This window comes from Streptomyces pseudovenezuelae (assembly GCF_001513955.1).
GTDB classification, from domain to species: domain Bacteria; phylum Actinomycetota; class Actinomycetes; order Streptomycetales; family Streptomycetaceae; genus Streptomyces; species Streptomyces pseudovenezuelae.
Map to the genome: position 1 here is coordinate 21,117 of NZ_KQ948148.1, position 18,042 is coordinate 39,158.

The following is an 18,042-nucleotide window of genomic DNA, read 5'->3' on the forward strand; positions in this document are numbered from 1 at the left end:
CGCCCGCACCGGCCCCCGGTCATGGCAGGATCGGAAGGCCATGACTGCGCCCACGAAGCCCCAGCCCCAGTCCCCGCCCCCGTCCCCGTCCCCGCACAGCAGCCCCGCCGACGGCAGCGCCGACGCCCCTCACGGAGCGGACCTGCACTCCCCTGTCATCGACTGGTTCGACGAGCACGCCCGGGATCTGCCGTGGCGGCGGCCCGAGGCCGGGCCGTGGGGGGTGATGGTCAGTGAGTTCATGCTCCAGCAGACGCCCGTGAGCCGGGTGCTGCCGGTCTACGAGCAGTGGCTCGCACGGTGGCCGCGGCCCGCCGATCTGGCCGCGGAGGCGCCCGGCGAGGCGGTGCGCGCCTGGGGCCGGCTCGGCTATCCGCGCCGGGCGTTGCGGCTGCACGGCGCCGCGGTCGCCATAACCGAACGGCACGGCGGTGACGTACCGACGGACCACGCCCAGCTGCTCGCGCTGCCCGGGATCGGCGAGTACACGGCGGCCGCCGTCGCCTCCTTCGCGTACGGGCAGCGGCACGCCGTGCTGGACACCAATGTGCGGCGGGTGTTCGCGCGGGCGGTGACCGGAGTGCGGTACCCGCCGAACGCCACCACCGCCGCCGAGCGCAAGCTCGCCCGCGCGCTGCTGCCGCAGGACGAGAGCACCGCCGCGCGCTGGGCCGCCGCCTCCATGGAGCTCGGCGCGCTCGTCTGCACTGCCAAGAACGAGTCCTGTCAGCGCTGCCCCATCGCCGCCCAGTGCGCCTGGCGGCTCGCGGGCAAGCCCGAGCACGACGGACCGCCGCGGCGCGGGCAGACGTACGCCGGCACCGACCGCCAGGTCCGCGGCAAGCTGCTCGCCGTGCTGCGCGAGGCGCACGCGCCCGTCCCGCAGTCGGTGCTCGACCGGGTGTGGCACGAGCCGGTACAGCGGGCGCGCGCACTGGACGGTCTGGTCGCGGACGGGCTTGTCGAGCCCCTCCCGGGTGGTTTGTATCGGCTGCCGTTGACGTAGTCCGCGACCGAGCAAACGGGCAAATCTCCCTGAACCGGCGCGAACAGCCGCGTCGGTTTACCCGTTTTCGGCTTCCGTTACACAACCGACGGACAGCCGATTGCCAGCCGCGCGCTGCTTCGCACAGCCCCGTGACAACCGCTCCGTAGCTTCATTGCCATGCCGCACACCAGGCGGCAGCACACGTGATGAGAACCGGCAGGGACTGCCGGAAACGGGGATCAGGAGGCGGTCGACATGGCGCAGGGAGAGGTGCTCGAGTTCGAGGAGTACGTCCGCACCCGGCAGGACGCGCTGCTGCGCAGCGCACGCCGGCTGGTCCCGGACCCGGTCGACGCGCAGGACCTGCTCCAGACGGCGCTCGTACGGACGTACGGCCGCTGGGAGACCATCGAGGACAAGCGGCTCGCGGACGCCTATCTGCGCCGGGTGATGATCAACACCCGCACGGAGTGGTGGCGGGCGCGGAAGCTGGAGGAGGTGCCGACCGAGCAGCTGCCGGACGCCTCGGTCGACGACTCCACCGAGCAGCACGCGGACCGCGCCCTGCTGATGGACGTCATGAAGGTGCTCGCCCCCAAGCAGCGCAGCGTGGTGGTGCTGCGACACTGGGAGCAGATGTCCACGGAGGAGACGGCCGCCGCCCTCGGCATGTCGGCCGGTACGGTCAAGAGCACGCTGCACCGGGCGCTCGCCCGGCTCCGCGAGGAGCTGGAGGCCCGCGACCTGGACGCACGCGCGCTGGAGCGTGAGGAGCGGGAGCGTTGCGCGGCGGCCTGACCGAACCCGGGCCCACCCGGCCGGACCACGCTCCGGTCCGGGGGATCTTCCAGGCGGCAAGCACGGCAGTGGTCGTGCTCGCCGCCCTCGCCCTGTTCGTCTCCGCCTGCGCCACCGGCGGCACCGGCACCCGTGACGAGGGTCCGGCGCACGCGGTCGCGGAGGCCGGCGCCTCACCCTCGGTCCTGCCCTCCGCCGTCGCCTCCCCGCGCCTGGACCGCAAGGGCGCGGTCGCTCTCCTGAGGTCGGACCCGAAGGTCTCCGCGGCGGTCAAGCGCGATCTGGAGCCCTGCGGCACCGACCAGTACCCGGTCGACCTCTTCTACGGCGACCTGACCGGCGGCTCGGCCGACGACGTCGTCGTCAACGTCGTGACCTGTGCGGATCTGGTGGGCGTCGGTTCGTACGTGTATCGCGAGGAAGACGGTTCGTACCAGAATGTCTTCCACACCGAGGAGCCTCCGGTCTACGCCGAGATCGACCGCGGCGACCTGGTGGTGACCAAGCAGGTGTACGAGAAGGGCGACCCGGTGTCGGACCCGTCCGGCGAGAACGTGATCACGTACCGCTGGGTCTCGGGGCGGTTCGCCGCGGTGTACCGGACGCACAGCGACTACAGCGACGTCGTCGGCAAGGATCCGACTCCGGTGCCCGAGGGCTGAACCGATCGGGCCGCCCGGAACGATCCCCCAGTGACCGCAACGACCCCGAAGAGTGAGAGCACCGGATGGCAGACCAGACCCATGTGCTGTTCGTCGAGGACGACGACGTCATTCGCGAGGCCACCCAACTCGCCCTGGAGCGGGACGGTTTCGCGGTCACCGCCATGCCCGACGGACTGTCGGGCCTGGAGGCGTTCCGGGCGGACCGTCCCGACATCGCCCTGCTGGACGTCATGGTCCCGGGTCTGGACGGGGTCAGCCTGTGCCGCCGTATCCGCGACGAGTCCACCGTCCCGGTGATCATGCTGTCGGCGCGCGCCGACTCGATCGACGTGGTGCTCGGCCTGGAGGCCGGCGCCGACGACTACGTGACCAAGCCCTTCGACGGGGCCGTCCTGGTCGCCCGGATCCGAGCGGTGCTGCGCCGCTTCGGGCACGCGGGCGGGACCGACCGGGGCGAGGAGAGCGCGGGCGCGGACGCCGGGGGCGTGCTGACTTTCGGGGAACTGGAGGTCGACACCGAGGGCATGGAGGTGCGCAAGGGCGGACAGCCGGTGGCGCTCACCCCGACCGAGATGCGGCTGCTGCTGGAGTTCTCCTCCGCGCCCGGCACGGTCCTGTCCCGGGACAAGCTCCTGGAGCGGGTCTGGGACTACGGCTGGGGCGGTGACACCCGGGTCGTCGACGTCCATGTGCAGCGGCTGCGGACCAAGATCGGCCAGGACCGGATCGAGACGGTCCGCGGGTTCGGCTACAAGTTGAAGGCCTGAGCAGGGGGACCTGGAGCATGCGGGGGATCCTGCGGGGCCCGGTGACGGAGCGCGTGGTGGTGCGGACGGGGCTGAGATGGAAGCTCAGCGCGGCCATCGCGCTGGTCGGCGCGCTCGTGGCGGTCGCGCTGAGCCTGGTCGTGCACAACGCGGCCCGTGTCTCGATGCTGGACAACGCGCGTGATCTCGCGGACGAGCGGATCCGGATCGCCCAGCGCAACTACGAGCTCACGGGCAAGCCGAACTTCCCCAGCATCGCGGTCGACGACCGTCATCTGCCGCCCCCGCTGCGCGAGAAGGTCCAGGAGGGACGCCGGGCGACCTACGTCTCCGACCGGCCCGACCGGGGGCCCGACATCTGGGCCGCGGTCCCGGTCAAGGGCGGGCATGTGCTGTCGCTGCACACCGGGTTCACCGACCGCAGCACCGACATCCTCAACGACCTCGACCAGGCCCTGGTGATCGGTTCCATCGCGGTGGTCCTCGGCGGCAGCGCGCTCGGTGTGCTCATCGGGGGGCAGTTGTCGCGGCGGCTGCGCAAGGCGGCGACCGCGGCCAACCAGATGGCCAAGGGGGAGACGGACGTCCGGGTGCGGGACGCGATCGGCGGGGTCGTACGGGACGAGACCGACGACCTCGCGAGCGCCGTGGACGCCATGGCGGACGCGCTCCAGCAGCGGCTGGAGGCGGAGCGGCGGGTCACCGCGGACATCGCGCACGAGCTGCGGACACCGGTGACGGGGCTGCTGACGGCGGCGGAACTGCTGCCTCCCGGACGGCCCACGGAACTGGTCCTGGACCGCGCGAAGGCCATGCGCACCCTCGTCGAGGACGTCCTGGAGGTGGCCCGGCTCGACGGCGCCAACGAGCGCGCGGAGCTCCAGGACATCCTGCTCGGCGAGTTCGTCGCCCGGCGGGTCGCGGCCAAGGACCCGGAGATCGAGGTCCGGGTGGTGCACGAGTCGGAGGTCACGACCGATCCGCGCCGCCTGGAACGGGTCCTGTTCAACCTTCTCGCCAACGCCGCCCGGCACGGCAAGCCGCCCGTCCAGGTCACCGTCGAGGGCCGGGTGATCCGTGTCCGCGACCACGGCCCCGGCTTCCCGGAGGACCTCCTCGCCGACGGCCCGAGCCGCTTCCGTACGGGCAGCGCGGACCGCGCGGGCCACGGCCACGGACTCGGTCTGACCATCGCGGCCGGGCAGGCGCGGGTGCTCGGGGCACGGCTGACCTTCCGCAACGTGCGGCCCGCGGGGGCTCCCGAGGGGGTGCCCGCGGAGGGCGCGGTGGCGGTGCTGTGGCTGCCGGAGCACGCGCCCACGGCCACCGGGAGCCATCCGATGCTGCCGTGACCCTGTCGGCGGCAGGGCCCCGGCGAGTGTTCGGCGGCAGGCCCCCTGCGCGTGGCTCCTCTCAGGTACTCGCCAGCATCAACTCCTCTCCCCTGGACGGTCGCACGCCGTCCGTTCGCCCCCTGAAGTAGCGCCGGTCCAGCTCCTCCACCGGCACGTGCCGGGCCTCCCGGAAGCCGGACGCCCGGGCCAGGGCCAGGATCTCGGCGGGCCCGAAGAACGCCTCCTTGAAGGCGCGGAGGAAGTGATACCGAGTACCCGGCATGCGCGGCGACGGCGCCCAGGTCCAGCTCCGGGTCGGCCCAGTCCCGGTCCATGGCGTCCTTGGCGAGCCGGATCTGCCGCACTTTGTCCATGGGGCCGATGGTGGCACGCGGCACTGACATCGCCCCCTCGGCGGACATGAAGAAGGCCCCCGGGGCGGACACCGTCCGGGGGCCTTCGGTTCAGGAGAGGCGGCTCAGACCTCGACGAGCGGAGCCGGCGCCGCGTCGTCCGCCGCCTTCTGGGGCCCCGCTCCCTTGAGCGGCACCTCCTTGACGAACACCGCCGCCACCAGCGCGACCACGGCGACGATCGAGCCGAGCAGGAACGCCGAGTGCGTGCCCGCCGACACCGCGAACTGGTACGCCTCGCGCACCGCGTCCGGCAGCTTCTCCAGGCTCTTCGCGTCCAGCTGCGCGGACTGCTCGGTCACCTTGGAGCCCAGCGACCCGCCACGCTCGGCCATGGTGTCCTGGACCCGGTGGTTGAACAGGGCGCCCATGATGGCCACACCGAAGGAGGAGCCGAGGGTACGGAACAGGGTCGTGGAGGAGGACGCGACGCCCATGTCCTTCATCTCGACGCTGTTCTGCGCGACCAGCATGGTGATCTGCATCAGGCAGCCCATGCCGAGACCGACCACGGCCATGAAGACACCGGAGGTGAGCCTTGAGGTCCCGGTGTCCATCGTCGACAGCAGGTAGAGCCCGACGATCATCAGTGCACTGCCGAGGACCGGGAAGACGTAGTACCGCCCGCTGTTGGTGGTGATCCGGCCCGCGACCATCGAGGTCACCAGCATCGCGCCGAGCATCGGCAGGAGCAGCAGTCCCGAGTTGGTGGCGGAGGCGCCCTGCACGGACTGCTGGTAGAGCGGCAGGAAGAGGGTGGCGCCGAACATCACGAAGCCGGTGATGAAGCCGATGATCGACATCAGCGTGAAGTTGCGGTTGCGGAAGATGTGCAGCGGGACCACCGGCTCGGCCGCCTTGGTCTGCCAGAACACGAACCCGACGAGCGCGGCCACACCGATGCCGATCAGCTCCATGATCCGCGCGGAGCTCCAGGCGTACTCCGTGCCGCCCCAGGTGGTCACCAGCACGATGGAGGTGATGCCGACGGTCAGCAGGGCGGCGCCCAGGTAGTCGATGCGGGCCTGTGCGCGCTTCTTCGGCAGGTGCAGCACGGCGCTGATCAGACCGAGCGACACGACGCCGAGCGGCAGGTTGATGTAGAAGGACCAGCGCCAGCCCCAGTTGTCGGTGATGGTGCCGCCGACCAGCGGGCCGCCGATCATCGCGAGCGCCATGACGCCGGCCATCATGCCCTGGTACTTGCCGCGCTCCCGCGGGGGGATCAGGTCGCCGATGATCGCCATGACGCCGACCATCAGACCGCCGGCGCCGAGGCCCTGCACGGCCCGGAAGCCGATGAGCTGCCCCATGTCCTGGGCCATGCCGCTGAGCGCGGAGCCGATCAGGAAGAGCACGATCGAGCTCATGAAGACGCCCTTGCGGCCGTACATGTCGCCGAGCTTGCCCCAGAGCGGGGTGGCGGCCGCGGTGGCCAGTGTGTAGGCCGTCACGACCCACGAAAGGTGTTCGAGTCCGCCGAGCTCGCCCACGATCGTCGGCATCGCGGTGCCCACGATCATGTTGTCGAGCATCGCGAGCATCATGGTGATCATCAGCGCGAGCAGGACGACCCGCACGCTGCGCTGTTTCTTGTCCGGCTCCGTCTCGACCGTCTGTGTGTCCGCCATCGTTTCCACTCCCCTGAGGTCCTGCGGTACTTCCCCCGCCGGGGCACTTACTTGCCGCCCGGCTAGTTGTCTACACTGGGGAAGGTAGACGCGTAACTAGCCGGGCGTCAAGTAAGTTTTATGGAAAGCCGAGGAGCACGAGGATGGGCGGCACCATGGACGTCACGAAGCAGCAGCGCCGCGGCAACACGCGCCAGCGCATCCAGGACGTGGCCCTCGATCTCTTCGCGGAGCAGGGGTACGAGAAGACGTCCCTGCGGGAGATCGCCGAGCACCTGGACGTCACCAAGGCGGCGCTCTACTACCACTTCAAGACCAAGGAAGAGATCCTCGTCAGCATCTTCGACGACCTGACGCAGCCGATCCTCGACCTGATCGAGTGGGGCAGGCAGCAGCCGCACACGCTGGAGACGAAGCAGGAGATCGTACGGCGTTACAGCGCGACCCTGGCCGGCGCGACACCGCTGTTCCGCTTCATGCAGGAGAACCAGGCCACGGTCCGCGAACTGCGCGTCGGCGAGACCTTCAAGGAGCGCATGCAGGGCCTGCGCGAGATCATCGTCGACCCCGAGGCCGACCTCACCGACCAGGTCCGCTGCGTCAGCGCGATCTTCACCCTGCACGCCGGGATGTTCTTCCTCCAGGACATCGCCGGAGACCCGGAGGCCAAGCGCAAGGCGGTCCTGGAGGTCGCGACGGACCTGGTCACGCAGGCGCATCGGGGGGGCGCGGAGGGGTAGGGCCGGGGGCGGGCCAGGGGAACGGCCTCCGTTCGACCGGAGGTGGGAGCGAGGGGTCGGCACCTTCGGTTCGACCCGGGCGCGGGAAGGAGCTGACGCCTGCGGTCCGGCCGGGGGCGGCGGGGCGGCGGGGGCGGCTAGCAGCGACTTGCCGAGGGGGGCGAGCCCGAGGGATTCCGCTTCCCTGCGACCGCTGATGGGGCGAGGGGTCGGCGCCTACGGTTCACCCCGGGGGGCGGGATGCGGAACGGGCCCTGCACCTCCGCCCGGGACGACCGGGACGACCGGGGCGGCACCCACACGGCCGGCACGAGCACGGAGCGAGGGGGCGGCGCCCACGGTTCACCCCGGGGGCGGGATGAGGAGCTGACCCTGCGACTCGGCCCGGGACGGCGGAGGCCGTCGACACGCGGCTCGCACGGAAGGGCCGAGGGGATGTCGCTTGCCTTCGGCGGGCGGGCGGGCGAGGCAAGGCGCTGGCGCCCGCGCTCGGCCCTGCACAGCCGGGGCGGCAACGAGGATGGAGCAACGGGTCGACGCCTACGGTTCGACCCGGGGCCTCGTGGGAGGGGCTGATACCCACGGTTCGATCCGGCGGCGGTCCGAGCGACTGGCGCCCCGCTCCCGGTCTGCCCCCGGTCTTCCCCAGGGGCACCAGGACGTGCCGGCGCCCGGGGTTCCGTCGGGGGCAACAAGGGCCTGACCGGCGCCTACGGTCCGGCTACAGGCAGCCCGAACATCTGACGCCGCCCAGCCGGCCACCCCCTCCGAGGCTCAGACCTTGACGCCCTTGGCGCGCAGGAAGGCGACCGGGTCGATGGCCGAGCCGTAGTTCGGGGTCGTGCGGATCTCGAAGTGCAGGTGCGGGCCGCTGGAGTTGCCGGTGTTGCCGGACAGGGCGATGCGCTGACCGGTCTTGACTATCTGGCCGACCTTGACCTTGATCCGGGAGAGGTGGGCGTACTGCGAGTACCGCTTGTTGCCGTGCTTGATCACGATGGCGTTGCCGTAGGCGGAACCGTCACCGGCTCCCCCAGGACCCGCCTTGACGACGGTCCCGCCGTGCGCGGCGACGACGGTCGTACCGCTCGGCACCGCGAAGTCCTGCCCACTGTGGGTGGACTGCCACATGCCACCGGCCTGCGCATAGCTCGCGCTGAGCGTGTACTTCTTCACCGGGTCGACCCAGGAGGGCGAGGAGGACGCGGCCGAGGCGACTCCGGCCCCCAGCACAGCCGACGCCCCGACGGACGCGGCCACGACGGCCACCCGGGTACGGAGCAGGGACGTACGGGACGAACGGGAAGAAACGCGCTGGAACATTCGGAACCTCATGAAGCCGGGGACAGGAAACCACCCGGCGCACGAAGGCCGCCGGATGGCGCATCCCTTGGTAACCCCGAAGACCGAATTCGCCCAAACAGCCCATCTACGACGGAATGTAGTAATAGGTCCCGACAGTTCGTCCGAGAAGTCCCTTTTCCCTTCCCCTCCCCGCCCCCACCCCTTCACTATTCCGCCTAGTAATGGACAAATCACCTGTAAGGCAAGTCACCCGGGGGCCCCGAGGTAAAAGAGACGCCATGTGACGCACGTCTCTGGCCTCCTACCAACCGGTAACCCTACGGTTCCTCTCGCGCCACCCTCACCAACAAACATGCACGAGACAACTGCAGCGTTTCCGGACGTGAGAGGACCCCCCACCCCCATGACAAGACGACGCCCCTGGGCGCGCCACATAGCCGTAAGCACCGTCTCCGCCGCCGCCCTCGTCGCCCTGGCCGTACCCGCCGAGGCCGCGACGACCACCGCAAGCGCCACCACGACCGCTACGGCCGCCGCCGAGGACGTCGACTACGCCACCTGGCAGACCGACTGCCAGGCCGTGATGGACCAGGCCCTCCCCTACCTGAAGACGCGTATCGCCGCCCCCAGGCCCGGCGAGAAGCAGGCGATCGTCCTCGACATCGACAACACCACCCTGGAGACGGACTTCGGCTTCAGCTATCCCTCACCGGCCAACAAGCCCGTCCTGGCGGTCGCGCAGTACGCCCAGGAGCACGGTGTCTCCCTGTTCTTCGTGACCGCCCGCCCCGGCATCATCGCCTCGGTGACCGACTACAACCTCAAGCACGTCGGCTACCAGGTGAACGGCCTCTACGTCCGCAACTTCATCGACCTCTTCAAGGACGTCGCCGCCTACAAGACGGCCAAGCGCGTCGACATCGAGAACAAGGGCTACACGATCATCGCGAACATCGGCAACAGCGCCACCGACCTGTCGGGCGGCCACGCCGAGAAGACCTTCAAACTCCCGGACTACGACGGCCAGTTGTCCTGACTCCGGGCCGCGCCTTCCCCGTACGTCACCGCAAAAAGGGCCGCTCCAGAACCGAAGTTCCGAAGCGGCCCTTTCAAGGCGTCGCCGTGAGGCTTACGCCTCCTTGCTCAGGTTGGGTCCGGCACCGCCGCCGGCCGCCTGCTCGATCGGCGGGACGTCGGGCAGCGCCGCCTTCTCCTCGCCGCGGAAGGTGAAGGTCTGGGTCTCACCCTCGCCCTCGGTGTCCACGACCACGATGTGACCGGGACGCAGCTCGCCGAAGAGGATCTTCTCCGACAGCGTGTCCTCGATCTCGCGCTGGATCGTGCGTCGCAGCGGACGCGCGCCCAGCACCTGGTCGTAGCCCTTGGTCGACAGCAGCTCCTTGGCGGACTGGGAGAGCTCGATGCCCATGTCCCGGTCCCTGAGGCGCTCGTCCACCTTGGCGATCATCAGGTCGACGATCGCGAGGATGTCCTCCTGCGTCAGCTGCGGGAAGACGACCACGTCGTCGACGCGGTTGAGGAACTCGGGCCGGAAGTGCTGCTTGAGCTCGTCCGAGACCTTGTTCTTCATGCGCTCGTAGTTGGTCTTCTTGTCACCCGAGGCCGCGAAGCCCAGGTTGAAGCCCTTGGAGATGTCCCGGGTGCCGAGGTTGGTCGTCATGATGATGACCGTGTTCTTGAAGTCCACGACCCGGCCCTGGGAGTCGGTCAGGCGACCGTCCTCCAGGATCTGCAGCAGCGAGTTGAAGATGTCCGGGTGGGCCTTCTCGACCTCGTCGAACAGGACGACGGAGAACGGCTTGCGGCGGACCTTCTCGGTCAGCTGGCCGCCCTCTTCGTAGCCCACGTAGCCGGGGGGCGAACCGAAGAGCCGCGAGACCGTGTGCTTCTCGCTGAACTCCGACATGTCGAGGGAGATCAGCGCGTCCTCGTCACCGAAGAGGAACTCGGCGAGCGCCTTGGACAGCTCGGTCTTACCGACACCGGACGGACCGGCGAAGATGAACGAACCACCGGGACGCTTCGGGTCCTTGAGACCGGCACGCGTACGACGGATCGCCTTCGACAGCGCCTTGACGGCGTCGACCTGGCCGATGACCCGCTTGTGGAGCTCGTCCTCCATGCGCAGCAGACGCGAGGACTCCTCCTCGGTCAGCTTGAAGACCGGGATGCCGGTGGCGGTCGCGAGGACCTCGGCGATCAGCTCGCCGTCGACCTCGGCGACGACGTCCATGTCGCCGGCCTTCCACTCCTTCTCCCGCTTGGCCTTGGCGGCCAGGAGCTGCTTCTCCTTGTCGCGGAGGGAGGCGGCCTTCTCGAAGTCCTGCGAGTCGATCGCGGACTCCTTGTCCCGGCGGACACCGGCGATCTTCTCGTCGAACTCGCGCAGGTCCGGCGGCGCGGTCATCCGGCGGATGCGCATCCGGGAGCCGGCCTCGTCGATCAGGTCGATCGCCTTGTCCGGCAGGAAGCGGTCCGAGATGTACCGGTCGGCCAGGGTGGCGGCCTGCACGAGGGCCTCGTCCGTGATCGAGACACGGTGGTGGGCCTCGTAGCGGTCGCGCAGACCCTTGAGGATCTCGATGGTGTGCGGGAGCGAGGGCTCGGCGACCTGGATGGGCTGGAAGCGGCGCTCGAGGGCCGCGTCCTTCTCCAGGTGCTTGCGGTACTCGTCCAGCGTGGTGGCGCCGATGGTCTGGAGCTCACCGCGGGCCAGCATCGGCTTCAGGATCGAAGCGGCGTCGATGGCGCCCTCGGCGGCACCCGCACCGACCAGCGTGTGCAGCTCGTCGATGAACAGGATGATGTCGCCGCGGGTGCGGATCTCCTTGAGGACCTTCTTCAGGCGCTCCTCGAAGTCACCGCGGTAGCGGGAGCCGGCGACCAGGGCGCCGAGGTCCAGGGTGTAGAGGTGCTTGTCCTTGAGGGTCTCGGGCACCTCGCCCTTGACGATGGCCTGGGCGAGGCCCTCGACGACGGCGGTCTTGCCGACGCCGGGCTCACCGATCAGCACCGGGTTGTTCTTGGTACGGCGGGACAGCACCTGCATGACCCGCTCGATCTCCTTCTCGCGCCCGATGACCGGGTCGAGCTTGGACTCACGAGCGGCCTGGGTGAGGTTCCGGCCGAACTGGTCGAGGACCAGGGACGTCGAGGGGGTGCCCTCGGCAGGCCCGCCGGCGGTGGCGGTCTCCTTGCCCTGGTAACCGGAGAGCAGCTGGATGACCTGCTGCCGCACCCGGTTGAGATCTGCGCCCAGCTTGACCAGGACCTGGGCGGCGACGCCCTCGCCCTCACGGATCAGGCCGAGCAGGATGTGCTCCGTGCCGATGTAGTTGTGGCCCAGCTGAAGGGCCTCGCGGAGCGACAGCTCCAGGACCTTCTTGGCACGGGGGGTGAAGGGGATGTGCCCGGACGGGGCCTGCTGCCCCTGCCCGATGATCTCCTCCACCTGCTGGCGGACCGCCTCGAGCGAAATCCCGAGGCTCTCAAGGGCCTTGGCGGCGACACCCTCACCCTCGTGGATCAGGCCCAGGAGGATGTGCTCGGTGCCGATGTAGTTGTGGTTGAGCATCCGGGCTTCTTCCTGAGCCAGGACGACAACCCGCCGCGCGCGGTCGGTGAACCTCTCGAACATCGTTAATCGCTCCTCAGAGCGGTCAGGCAGTGGGGGGAACTTCCCCTCCCTGTCCTTCCGCAGCTTAGTCCCGCAAGCGGGGACCGCTCATTCCAACTGCCGACACCGTCGATGGCCTCCTGACCCCGAACGCCGACATCTGCTCCAACCCGATGGTGCGAGACGATGTTCCCGCAGGCCAGGCAGTTACCCCAGTCGCCAGTACGCCGATGGCGAACGTGAGACGGCCTTTCCTGCGTGTCGCCCCCTCCCACTAGGGATGTCTTACCCGCTCGGGCTGGCACTCCATGCCGTAGGCCCCCCGTCCCTCCGCTACGGGCGAACAACCTTGTGCCACCCCGCACCTCCGCACGCCCCCTCTTCGGACACTCTTCGCACACGTAGGTACACCCAGCGTAACTCTCGCGCCTTTCCGGCGGTTGCACTTGGCATGGTCGCCAGCCGCCCCCCTCTCACCACGGATCTCACCGCGGTCCCGCTCCCCCGCCGGCCGCTCGAACAGGCCGCCGCCGGCGACGATCCGGTCCGCCGCTGGTACGAGAACGAACTGGGCTGGCCCACGGTGCCCGCGAGCACCCCCGAATCTCCCGTACGGCTGCGCCTGGGGCTTCGTTTCGACGTCCTGGACGTCCCGGCCGGGGCAGGAGGCGCGGCCCTGCGCCATCTCGCCGGGGCCTCTCCGGTGGCGGTGCGGGGCGACCGGATGCTGCTCCTGGTGGCGGCGGGCAGCACGGAGGAGTTGCCGGGCCTGCTGGACTGGCTGGAGTGGGGCGCGCTGGCGCTCGACCTGCGGGCGATCGGGACGGGCGGCGTGATGCGGGCTCCGCACCCGCCGGAGCCCGGTGCGGGTCGCATCGCGGAGGTCCCGTCGGGGCGGTCCGCGCGTCCGGGGCCCGGCGCGGACGCGTCGCGCGATCCGGCGTCACTCCCGGAACCGGGCGTGCCCGTGCCCCGACCGCCGGGGAACGTGCCGTCAGAGGTGAAGGATGCCGGCCGGACCGCCGGAAGCCGGCGACCTCTCGCCCCGGGCCGCCCGGGCTCCCTGCAGGGGGCCGCCGTATGGCTGCGGCCCCCCGAGCCTGGGTGCGAGGTCGAGGCCTCGCTGCCGACGATGTCGGCGCTGGGGGGCGTTGGGGGCGCCCCCGATCTCGTACGCGTCGTGAACACGGTGGCCACACAGTGCCACCGGCTGCGACTGTGGCGCACACGGCCATAAGCCTTCACGGCCCCGGCCGTCGTGAACCTCTGGATCAGGCGTTGGCCTTCTCGTAAGCCTCGCGAATGCTCGCCGGAACGCGGCCGCGGTCATTGACCTCGTAACCGTTCTCCTTCGCCCACGCGCGGATCTGAGCGGTGTCCTGGCTACCGCCGGAAGCGGCCCGCGTCTTTCCGCGCCCGCCCGAAGCACGGCCTCCGGTGCGGCGACCGCCCTTCACGTAGGGCTCGAGAAGGCCACGGAGCTTGTCCGCATTGGCAGTCGTGAGATCGATCTCGTACGTCTTGCCGTCCAACGCGAACGTGACGGTCTCGTCCGCCTCGCCGCCGTCGATGTCGTCGACAAGAAGGACCTGAACCTTCTGTGCCACCGGATTTCCTTTCATCCAATACTTGAGGGCCGGGGGCCTGCGGCGTCCGCCGTTTCGCCGTCCCCTGTTATATGCAGTACTGCAGTACGTCGGAAAGCAAACCGCTTTTGCTGGGAAAACACAAACCCTCGGGAGAGACCGACAGGGGCCGCCCCGTCCGGAAACATGCGCGTTTCGGACATAGGGAACCTGGGCAGGACCGAGCGGCAGAATCCTTGGCGATCACAGATGCAGAAGCATCCGGCTGTTGCCCAAGGTGTTCGGTTTCACTCGTTCGAGACCGAGGAACTCTGCCACGCCTTCGTCATAGGAACGCAGTAGCTCGGCGTAGACATCGGTGTCAACGGGCGTCTCACCGATCTCGACGAAGCCGTGCTTGCCGAAGAAGTCCACTTCGAAGGTGAGGCAGAAAACGCGACGAACACCGAGCCAGCGGGCCGTGTGCAACAACTTCTCCAGCAACTGATGCCCGACACCGGCACCCTTCAGCCCGGGCTTCACGGCGAGAGTGCGCACTTCCGCGAGGTCTTCCCACATGACATGCAGGGCACCGAAGCCGACCAGCTCGGCGTTGTCGTCGCGCTCGGCGACCCAGAACTCCTGGATGTCCTCGTAAAGGGTCACGGTCGCTTTGTCGAGCAGGATGCGGTCACGGACGTAGGAGTCAAGGAGCCGACGGATGCCGGCGACATCGCTGGTGCGTGCCCGCCGGACGGTGATGGCTTTTGCGGTGACTTCGGGGTTCTCGGCGGAGGGGCTCTTCGCGGACATGAGCGGACGCTATCGCCCGCCGTCCCGCGATGCCGAGTCGGGGTTCTCCGCGGTCGGTCCGCCGACGATCCGTACGGCGTCCTGGAGTGCCTGTCGCTGTTCCTCGCTCATCATGCCGAAGAAGGCGACGAGAGCGGCGGCGGGGTTGTCACTCTGGGACCAGGCGTCGTTCATCAGTGCGGCGGCGTAGGCGGCCCGTGTGGAGACCGCCTCATATCGATAGGCCCGGCCTTCCGCCTCACGACGCACCCAGCCCTTCTGATGGAGATTGTCCAAAACGGTCATCACCGTGGTGTAGGCGATGGACCGTTCCTGCCGAAGGTCTTCCAGGACTTCTCGAACGGTGACCGGGCGGTTCCACTTCCACACCCGCGTCATGACCGCGTCTTCGAGTTCTCCCAATGGGCGAGGCACAGCTCAGCACAATAGTGGGAGATCCGGCTATCGGCGTGACGGACGGGCCTTTCAACGCCAAACAGCAACAAAAAGGGCGTACGACTCCGAAAGCGCGAGGGCTCGGGGGTCGTACGCCGACGGGGGTGCGGCCGGTCAGTCGGCCTGCTTGGTGGCCTCCGCGCGCGCGAGGGCGGCGTCGACGGCCGCGTCCTCCTTGGCCTTGTTGGCCCCGCCCTGGGTCTTCACGATGACGCGGATCAGACCGATGAAGAACACGGCCATGACGACCGGGGGCACGAGCGCGGAGACATAGTCCATGCGTCCAGGGTAGCCAGCGGCACCGGGACAACTCGGGCGGGGTGCGGACTGCCCCGCGCTCAGCCCGCGGCCAGCTGCTGCGGCGGGTTCGCCGGGGGCGGGGCAGGCTTGCGGCGGGGGAAGACCTCGCCCGGGGTGGGGATGGGCCGGGAGGGCTTCGGGGCGGCGGGCGCGGGCTTGTCGGCGGGCTTGACCGGGGTCTTCTCCGGCCGCTTCGCGGGCTCCTTGGCGTCCAGCGCCGCCGGGCCGCCCCGGGCGACCGGGGAGGGCCTCTCGTGAAGGCCGCCGGAAAGACCTCCGGGCAGCGCCAGGAGGCGCGTCCGGGAGGCCGGGACCACGGGGGCCGTCGGGGTGCGCCGAGCGCCGGTGGCGCCCGCGAGGCGGGCCCGCACGTCGCGTTCGGCCAGCATCTGGCAGCGGATCAGCAGCGCCGCCGCGACCGGGTTGCCGCGCAGCGCCCGCAGCGCGGCGAGGTCGTCCGGCTCGGGCCGGTACCCGGCGCCCAGCGCCTCCTCCAGGAGGGTGAGGTAGCCGGCGGCGGTGCCGGGCAGCGCGGCGCGGTACCGGGCGAGGTCGGCCACCAGGAAGGCGCGCAGCCGGGCACCCTCGCGCACCGCCTCGTCGAGGGACTCGGCGAGGCGGTGGCAGTCCTTGATGTCCTCGGCCGAGGCAGGGGCGGGGTGAAGGGCGAGGGCGAGAGCGCGGCGGAGCACACGCAGCTCCTCCGCACCGAACGCCATGCCGCCGCGGGATCCGTATGGCGTGGGCATGCGGCGACAGTACGCGCTAATCAGACAAACCCGTCATAGGGGATGGGTGTGGCGCGACCGGGCCACCCCAATGCCGGGCCCCGCGATTCGGCCCGGCGGCCGGGCCCGGCGGTCACATCCGCGACACGTTCCGCTCGTACACCAGCCGCAGCCCCACCAGCGTCAGCCAGGGCTCGTGCTCGTCGATCACCGACGACTCCCCGAGCACCATCGGCGCCAGCCCGCCGGTGGCGATCACCGTCACGTCGTCCGGGTCCTCCGCGAGCTCCCGGGCCATCCGGCCCACCACGCCGTCGACCTGCCCGGCGAAGCCGTACACGATCCCGGACTGCATCGCCTCGACCGTGTTCTTCCCGATCACGCTCCGCGGCCGGGCCACCTCGATCTTGCGCAACTGGGCCCCCTTGACCCCGAGCGCCTCCACGGAGATCTCGATACCGGGCGCGATGACCCCGCCGACGTACTCCCCGCGCGCGGACACCGCGTCGAAGGTCGTCGCCGTACCGAAGTCCACGACGATCGCGGGGCCGCCGAACAGCTCGACGGCCGCCACCGCGTTGATGATCCGGTCCGCGCCGACCTCCTTGGGGTTGTCGGTGAGGATCGGCACCCCCGTCTTCACCCCGGGCTCGACCAGCACGGCCGGCACGTCGCCGTAGTAGCGCCGCGTCACCTCGCGCAGCTCGTGCAGCACGGACGGCACGGTCGCGCAGATGGCGATCCCGTCGATGCCGTCGCCCAGTTCGTCCCCGAGGAGCGGATGCATGCCCATCAGGCCCTGGAGCAGTACGGCCAGCTCGTCCGCCGTGCGGCGGGCGTCCGTGGAGATCCGCCAGTGCTCGACGATGTCCTCGCCGTCGAACAGCCCGAGGACGGTGTGCGTGTTGCCCACGTCGATGGTGAGGAGCATCGCGACTACTCCGCCTCGCGCAGATCGAGGCCGATGTCGAGGATCGGCGAGGAGTGGGTGAGCGCCCCGACGGCGAGGTAGTCGACCCCGGTGTCGGCGTACGCGCGCGCGGTGGCCAGCGTCAGCCGCCCGGAGGCCTCCAGCGCGGCCCGCCCGTGCACGAGCGCGACCGCCTCCTCGCACTCGCCGGGCGTGAAGTTGTCCAGCAGGATCAGGTCGGCGCCCGCGTCCACGACCTCCCGCAGCTGGTGCAGGGTGTCGACCTCGACCTCGATCGGCACGTCCGGGAAGGCCTCCCGTACGGCCTTGAAGGCCTGGGCGACACCGCCGGCTGCGACCACGTGGTTGTCCTTGACCAGCGCCGCGTCGGACAGCGACATCCGGTGGTTGACCCCGCCCCCGCAGCGCACCGCGAACTTCTCCAGCGACCTGAGCCCAGGAGTCGTCTTGCGGGTGTCCCGCACACGTGCCCTGGTGCCCTCCAGTGCGTCCGTCCACGCGCGCGTGGCGGTCGCGATGCCGGAGAGCCGGCACAGCAGGTTGAGCGCGCTGCGTTCGGCGGTGAGCAGGTCACGCGTGCGCGTGGTGACCGACAGGAGCTTCTGTCCCGCCTCCACCCGGTCGCCGTCCTCCACGTGCCGCTCGACCTCGAACTCGTCCTCGCAGACCACCGAGACGACCGCCTCGGCGACCCTGAGGCCGGCCACGACGCCCGCCTCGCGCGCGACGAAGTCGGCGGTGGCGACGGCGTCCTCGGGGATGGTCGCGACGGTCGTCACGTCCACGCCGTGGTCGAGGTCCTCCTGGATGGCGACATTGGCGATGTCCTCGACCTCCACGGGGTCGAGCCCGGCGTCGGCCAGGAGCTGCGCGAGCGCGGGGTCGAGCCCGCACTCCAGGTACTCCTCGTCGAGGCCGTCGGAGGCGGCGCCACAGGCACAGCCGTCGCCGCAGCCGCCGGACGAAGCGAGGGGAAGGTCGTCGGTGCTCAC

The 18,042-nt window shown here is 70.1% G+C and carries 18 protein-coding genes and 1 pseudogene; 8 read left to right on the plus strand and 11 right to left on the minus strand.

Going from position 1 to position 18,042, the window contains the following annotated elements:
• Positions 1 to 40: 40 nt before the first annotated feature.
• The 5 genes from AQI94_RS20520 to cseC all read left to right on the plus strand — a co-directional run bounded on the left by AQI94_RS20520 (position 41) and on the right by cseC (position 4,570).
• Complete coding sequence (locus AQI94_RS20520) at positions 41 to 1,006, plus strand: HhH-GPD family protein (protein WP_031044425.1); 966 nt, start codon at positions 41 to 43, stop codon at positions 1,004 to 1,006.
• A 237-nt stretch (positions 1,007 to 1,243) separates the two neighbouring features.
• Positions 1,244 to 1,786 carry a SigE family RNA polymerase sigma factor gene (locus AQI94_RS20525; RefSeq protein WP_020122536.1) on the plus strand — a complete coding sequence of 181 codons (543 nt, stop codon included), beginning with the start codon at positions 1,244 to 1,246 and terminating at the stop codon, positions 1,784 to 1,786.
• Positions 1,771 to 2,448: a hypothetical protein gene (locus AQI94_RS20530; protein WP_031044441.1), complete on the plus strand. Its 678-nt coding sequence runs from the start codon at positions 1,771 to 1,773 to the stop codon at positions 2,446 to 2,448. Before AQI94_RS20525 ends, AQI94_RS20530 begins: the two co-directional genes overlap by 16 nt.
• A 65-nt stretch (positions 2,449 to 2,513) precedes the next feature.
• On the plus strand, positions 2,514 to 3,218 hold the full coding sequence (gene cseB / locus AQI94_RS20535) for a two-component system response regulator CseB (RefSeq protein ID WP_031044443.1): 705 nt from the start codon (positions 2,514 to 2,516) through the stop codon (positions 3,216 to 3,218).
• A gap of 17 nt (positions 3,219 to 3,235) precedes the next feature.
• Positions 3,236 to 4,570 carry a two-component system sensor histidine kinase CseC gene (cseC, locus tag AQI94_RS20540; protein WP_031044446.1) on the plus strand — a complete coding sequence of 445 codons (1,335 nt, stop codon included), beginning with the start codon at positions 3,236 to 3,238 and terminating at the stop codon, positions 4,568 to 4,570.
• A 217-nt stretch (positions 4,571 to 4,787) separates the two neighbouring features.
• On the opposite strand, the pseudogene AQI94_RS45310 reads toward cseC, so the two are convergent.
• Together AQI94_RS45310 and AQI94_RS20550 are read right to left on the minus strand one after the other, a co-directional pair.
• Positions 4,788 to 4,926 (minus strand): annotated as a pseudogene (locus tag AQI94_RS45310) (AraC family transcriptional regulator); the annotation flags it as partial.
• 104 nt (positions 4,927 to 5,030) lie between these two features.
• Positions 5,031 to 6,596 (minus strand): MDR family MFS transporter, encoded by a 1,566-nt coding sequence (locus AQI94_RS20550; RefSeq protein ID WP_031044454.1) that lies wholly within the window; start codon positions 6,594 to 6,596, stop codon positions 5,031 to 5,033.
• A gap of 143 nt (positions 6,597 to 6,739) precedes the next feature.
• On the opposite strand from AQI94_RS20550, the gene AQI94_RS20555 reads away from it, so the two are divergent.
• Positions 6,740 to 7,336 carry a TetR/AcrR family transcriptional regulator gene (locus tag AQI94_RS20555; RefSeq protein ID WP_031044459.1) on the plus strand — a complete coding sequence of 199 codons (597 nt, stop codon included), beginning with the start codon at positions 6,740 to 6,742 and terminating at the stop codon, positions 7,334 to 7,336.
• A 774-nt stretch (positions 7,337 to 8,110) separates the two neighbouring features.
• On the opposite strand, the gene AQI94_RS20560 is transcribed toward AQI94_RS20555, so the two are convergent.
• Positions 8,111 to 8,659, minus strand: a complete 549-nt coding sequence (locus AQI94_RS20560) for a M23 family metallopeptidase (RefSeq protein WP_031044462.1) — start codon at positions 8,657 to 8,659, stop codon at positions 8,111 to 8,113.
• 385 nt (positions 8,660 to 9,044) lie between these two features.
• Between AQI94_RS20560 and AQI94_RS20565 the strand changes: the two genes are divergently transcribed.
• Complete coding sequence (locus tag AQI94_RS20565; RefSeq protein ID WP_031044467.1) at positions 9,045 to 9,677, plus strand: HAD family acid phosphatase; 633 nt, start codon at positions 9,045 to 9,047, stop codon at positions 9,675 to 9,677.
• A gap of 93 nt (positions 9,678 to 9,770) precedes the next feature.
• On the opposite strand, the gene AQI94_RS20570 is transcribed toward AQI94_RS20565, so the two are convergent.
• On the minus strand, positions 9,771 to 12,299 hold the full coding sequence (locus AQI94_RS20570) for an ATP-dependent Clp protease ATP-binding subunit (protein ID WP_031044469.1): 2,529 nt from the start codon (positions 12,297 to 12,299) through the stop codon (positions 9,771 to 9,773).
• Between the two features lie 430 nt (positions 12,300 to 12,729).
• On the opposite strand from AQI94_RS20570, the gene AQI94_RS20575 reads away from it, so the two are divergent.
• The gene (locus AQI94_RS20575) at positions 12,730 to 13,515 is read left to right on the plus strand and encodes an SCO3374 family protein (protein ID WP_031044471.1); all 786 of its coding nucleotides are present in this window, start codon (positions 12,730 to 12,732) and stop codon (positions 13,513 to 13,515) included.
• Between the two features lie 34 nt (positions 13,516 to 13,549).
• Here AQI94_RS20575 and AQI94_RS20580 read toward each other — a convergent pair whose 3' ends face one another.
• The 7 genes from AQI94_RS20580 to nadC form a co-directional block, all read right to left on the minus strand.
• Positions 13,550 to 13,885: a histone-like nucleoid-structuring protein Lsr2 gene (locus AQI94_RS20580; protein ID WP_031044473.1), complete on the minus strand. Its 336-nt coding sequence runs from the start codon at positions 13,883 to 13,885 to the stop codon at positions 13,550 to 13,552.
• A 222-nt stretch (positions 13,886 to 14,107) separates the two neighbouring features.
• A complete protein-coding gene (locus tag AQI94_RS20585) occupies positions 14,108 to 14,656 on the minus strand; it encodes an amino-acid N-acetyltransferase (protein WP_031044475.1) in 549 nt (182 codons plus the stop codon).
• A 9-nt stretch (positions 14,657 to 14,665) separates the two neighbouring features.
• Complete coding sequence (locus tag AQI94_RS20590; RefSeq protein WP_078902712.1) at positions 14,666 to 15,058, minus strand: BlaI/MecI/CopY family transcriptional regulator; 393 nt, start codon at positions 15,056 to 15,058, stop codon at positions 14,666 to 14,668.
• A 147-nt stretch (positions 15,059 to 15,205) separates the two neighbouring features.
• The gene (locus AQI94_RS45060; protein WP_020122549.1) at positions 15,206 to 15,370 is read right to left on the minus strand and encodes a hypothetical protein; all 165 of its coding nucleotides are present in this window, start codon (positions 15,368 to 15,370) and stop codon (positions 15,206 to 15,208) included.
• A gap of 59 nt (positions 15,371 to 15,429) precedes the next feature.
• Positions 15,430 to 16,110 carry a hypothetical protein gene (locus AQI94_RS20595; protein WP_062229867.1) on the minus strand — a complete coding sequence of 227 codons (681 nt, stop codon included), beginning with the start codon at positions 16,108 to 16,110 and terminating at the stop codon, positions 15,430 to 15,432.
• A gap of 142 nt (positions 16,111 to 16,252) precedes the next feature.
• Entirely contained in the window at positions 16,253 to 17,050 is a 798-nt protein-coding gene (locus AQI94_RS20600) for a type III pantothenate kinase (protein ID WP_031052509.1), read from the minus strand.
• A gap of 5 nt (positions 17,051 to 17,055) precedes the next feature.
• Positions 17,056 to 18,042 (minus strand): carboxylating nicotinate-nucleotide diphosphorylase, encoded by a 987-nt coding sequence (gene nadC, locus AQI94_RS20605; RefSeq protein ID WP_031052506.1) that lies wholly within the window; start codon positions 18,040 to 18,042, stop codon positions 17,056 to 17,058.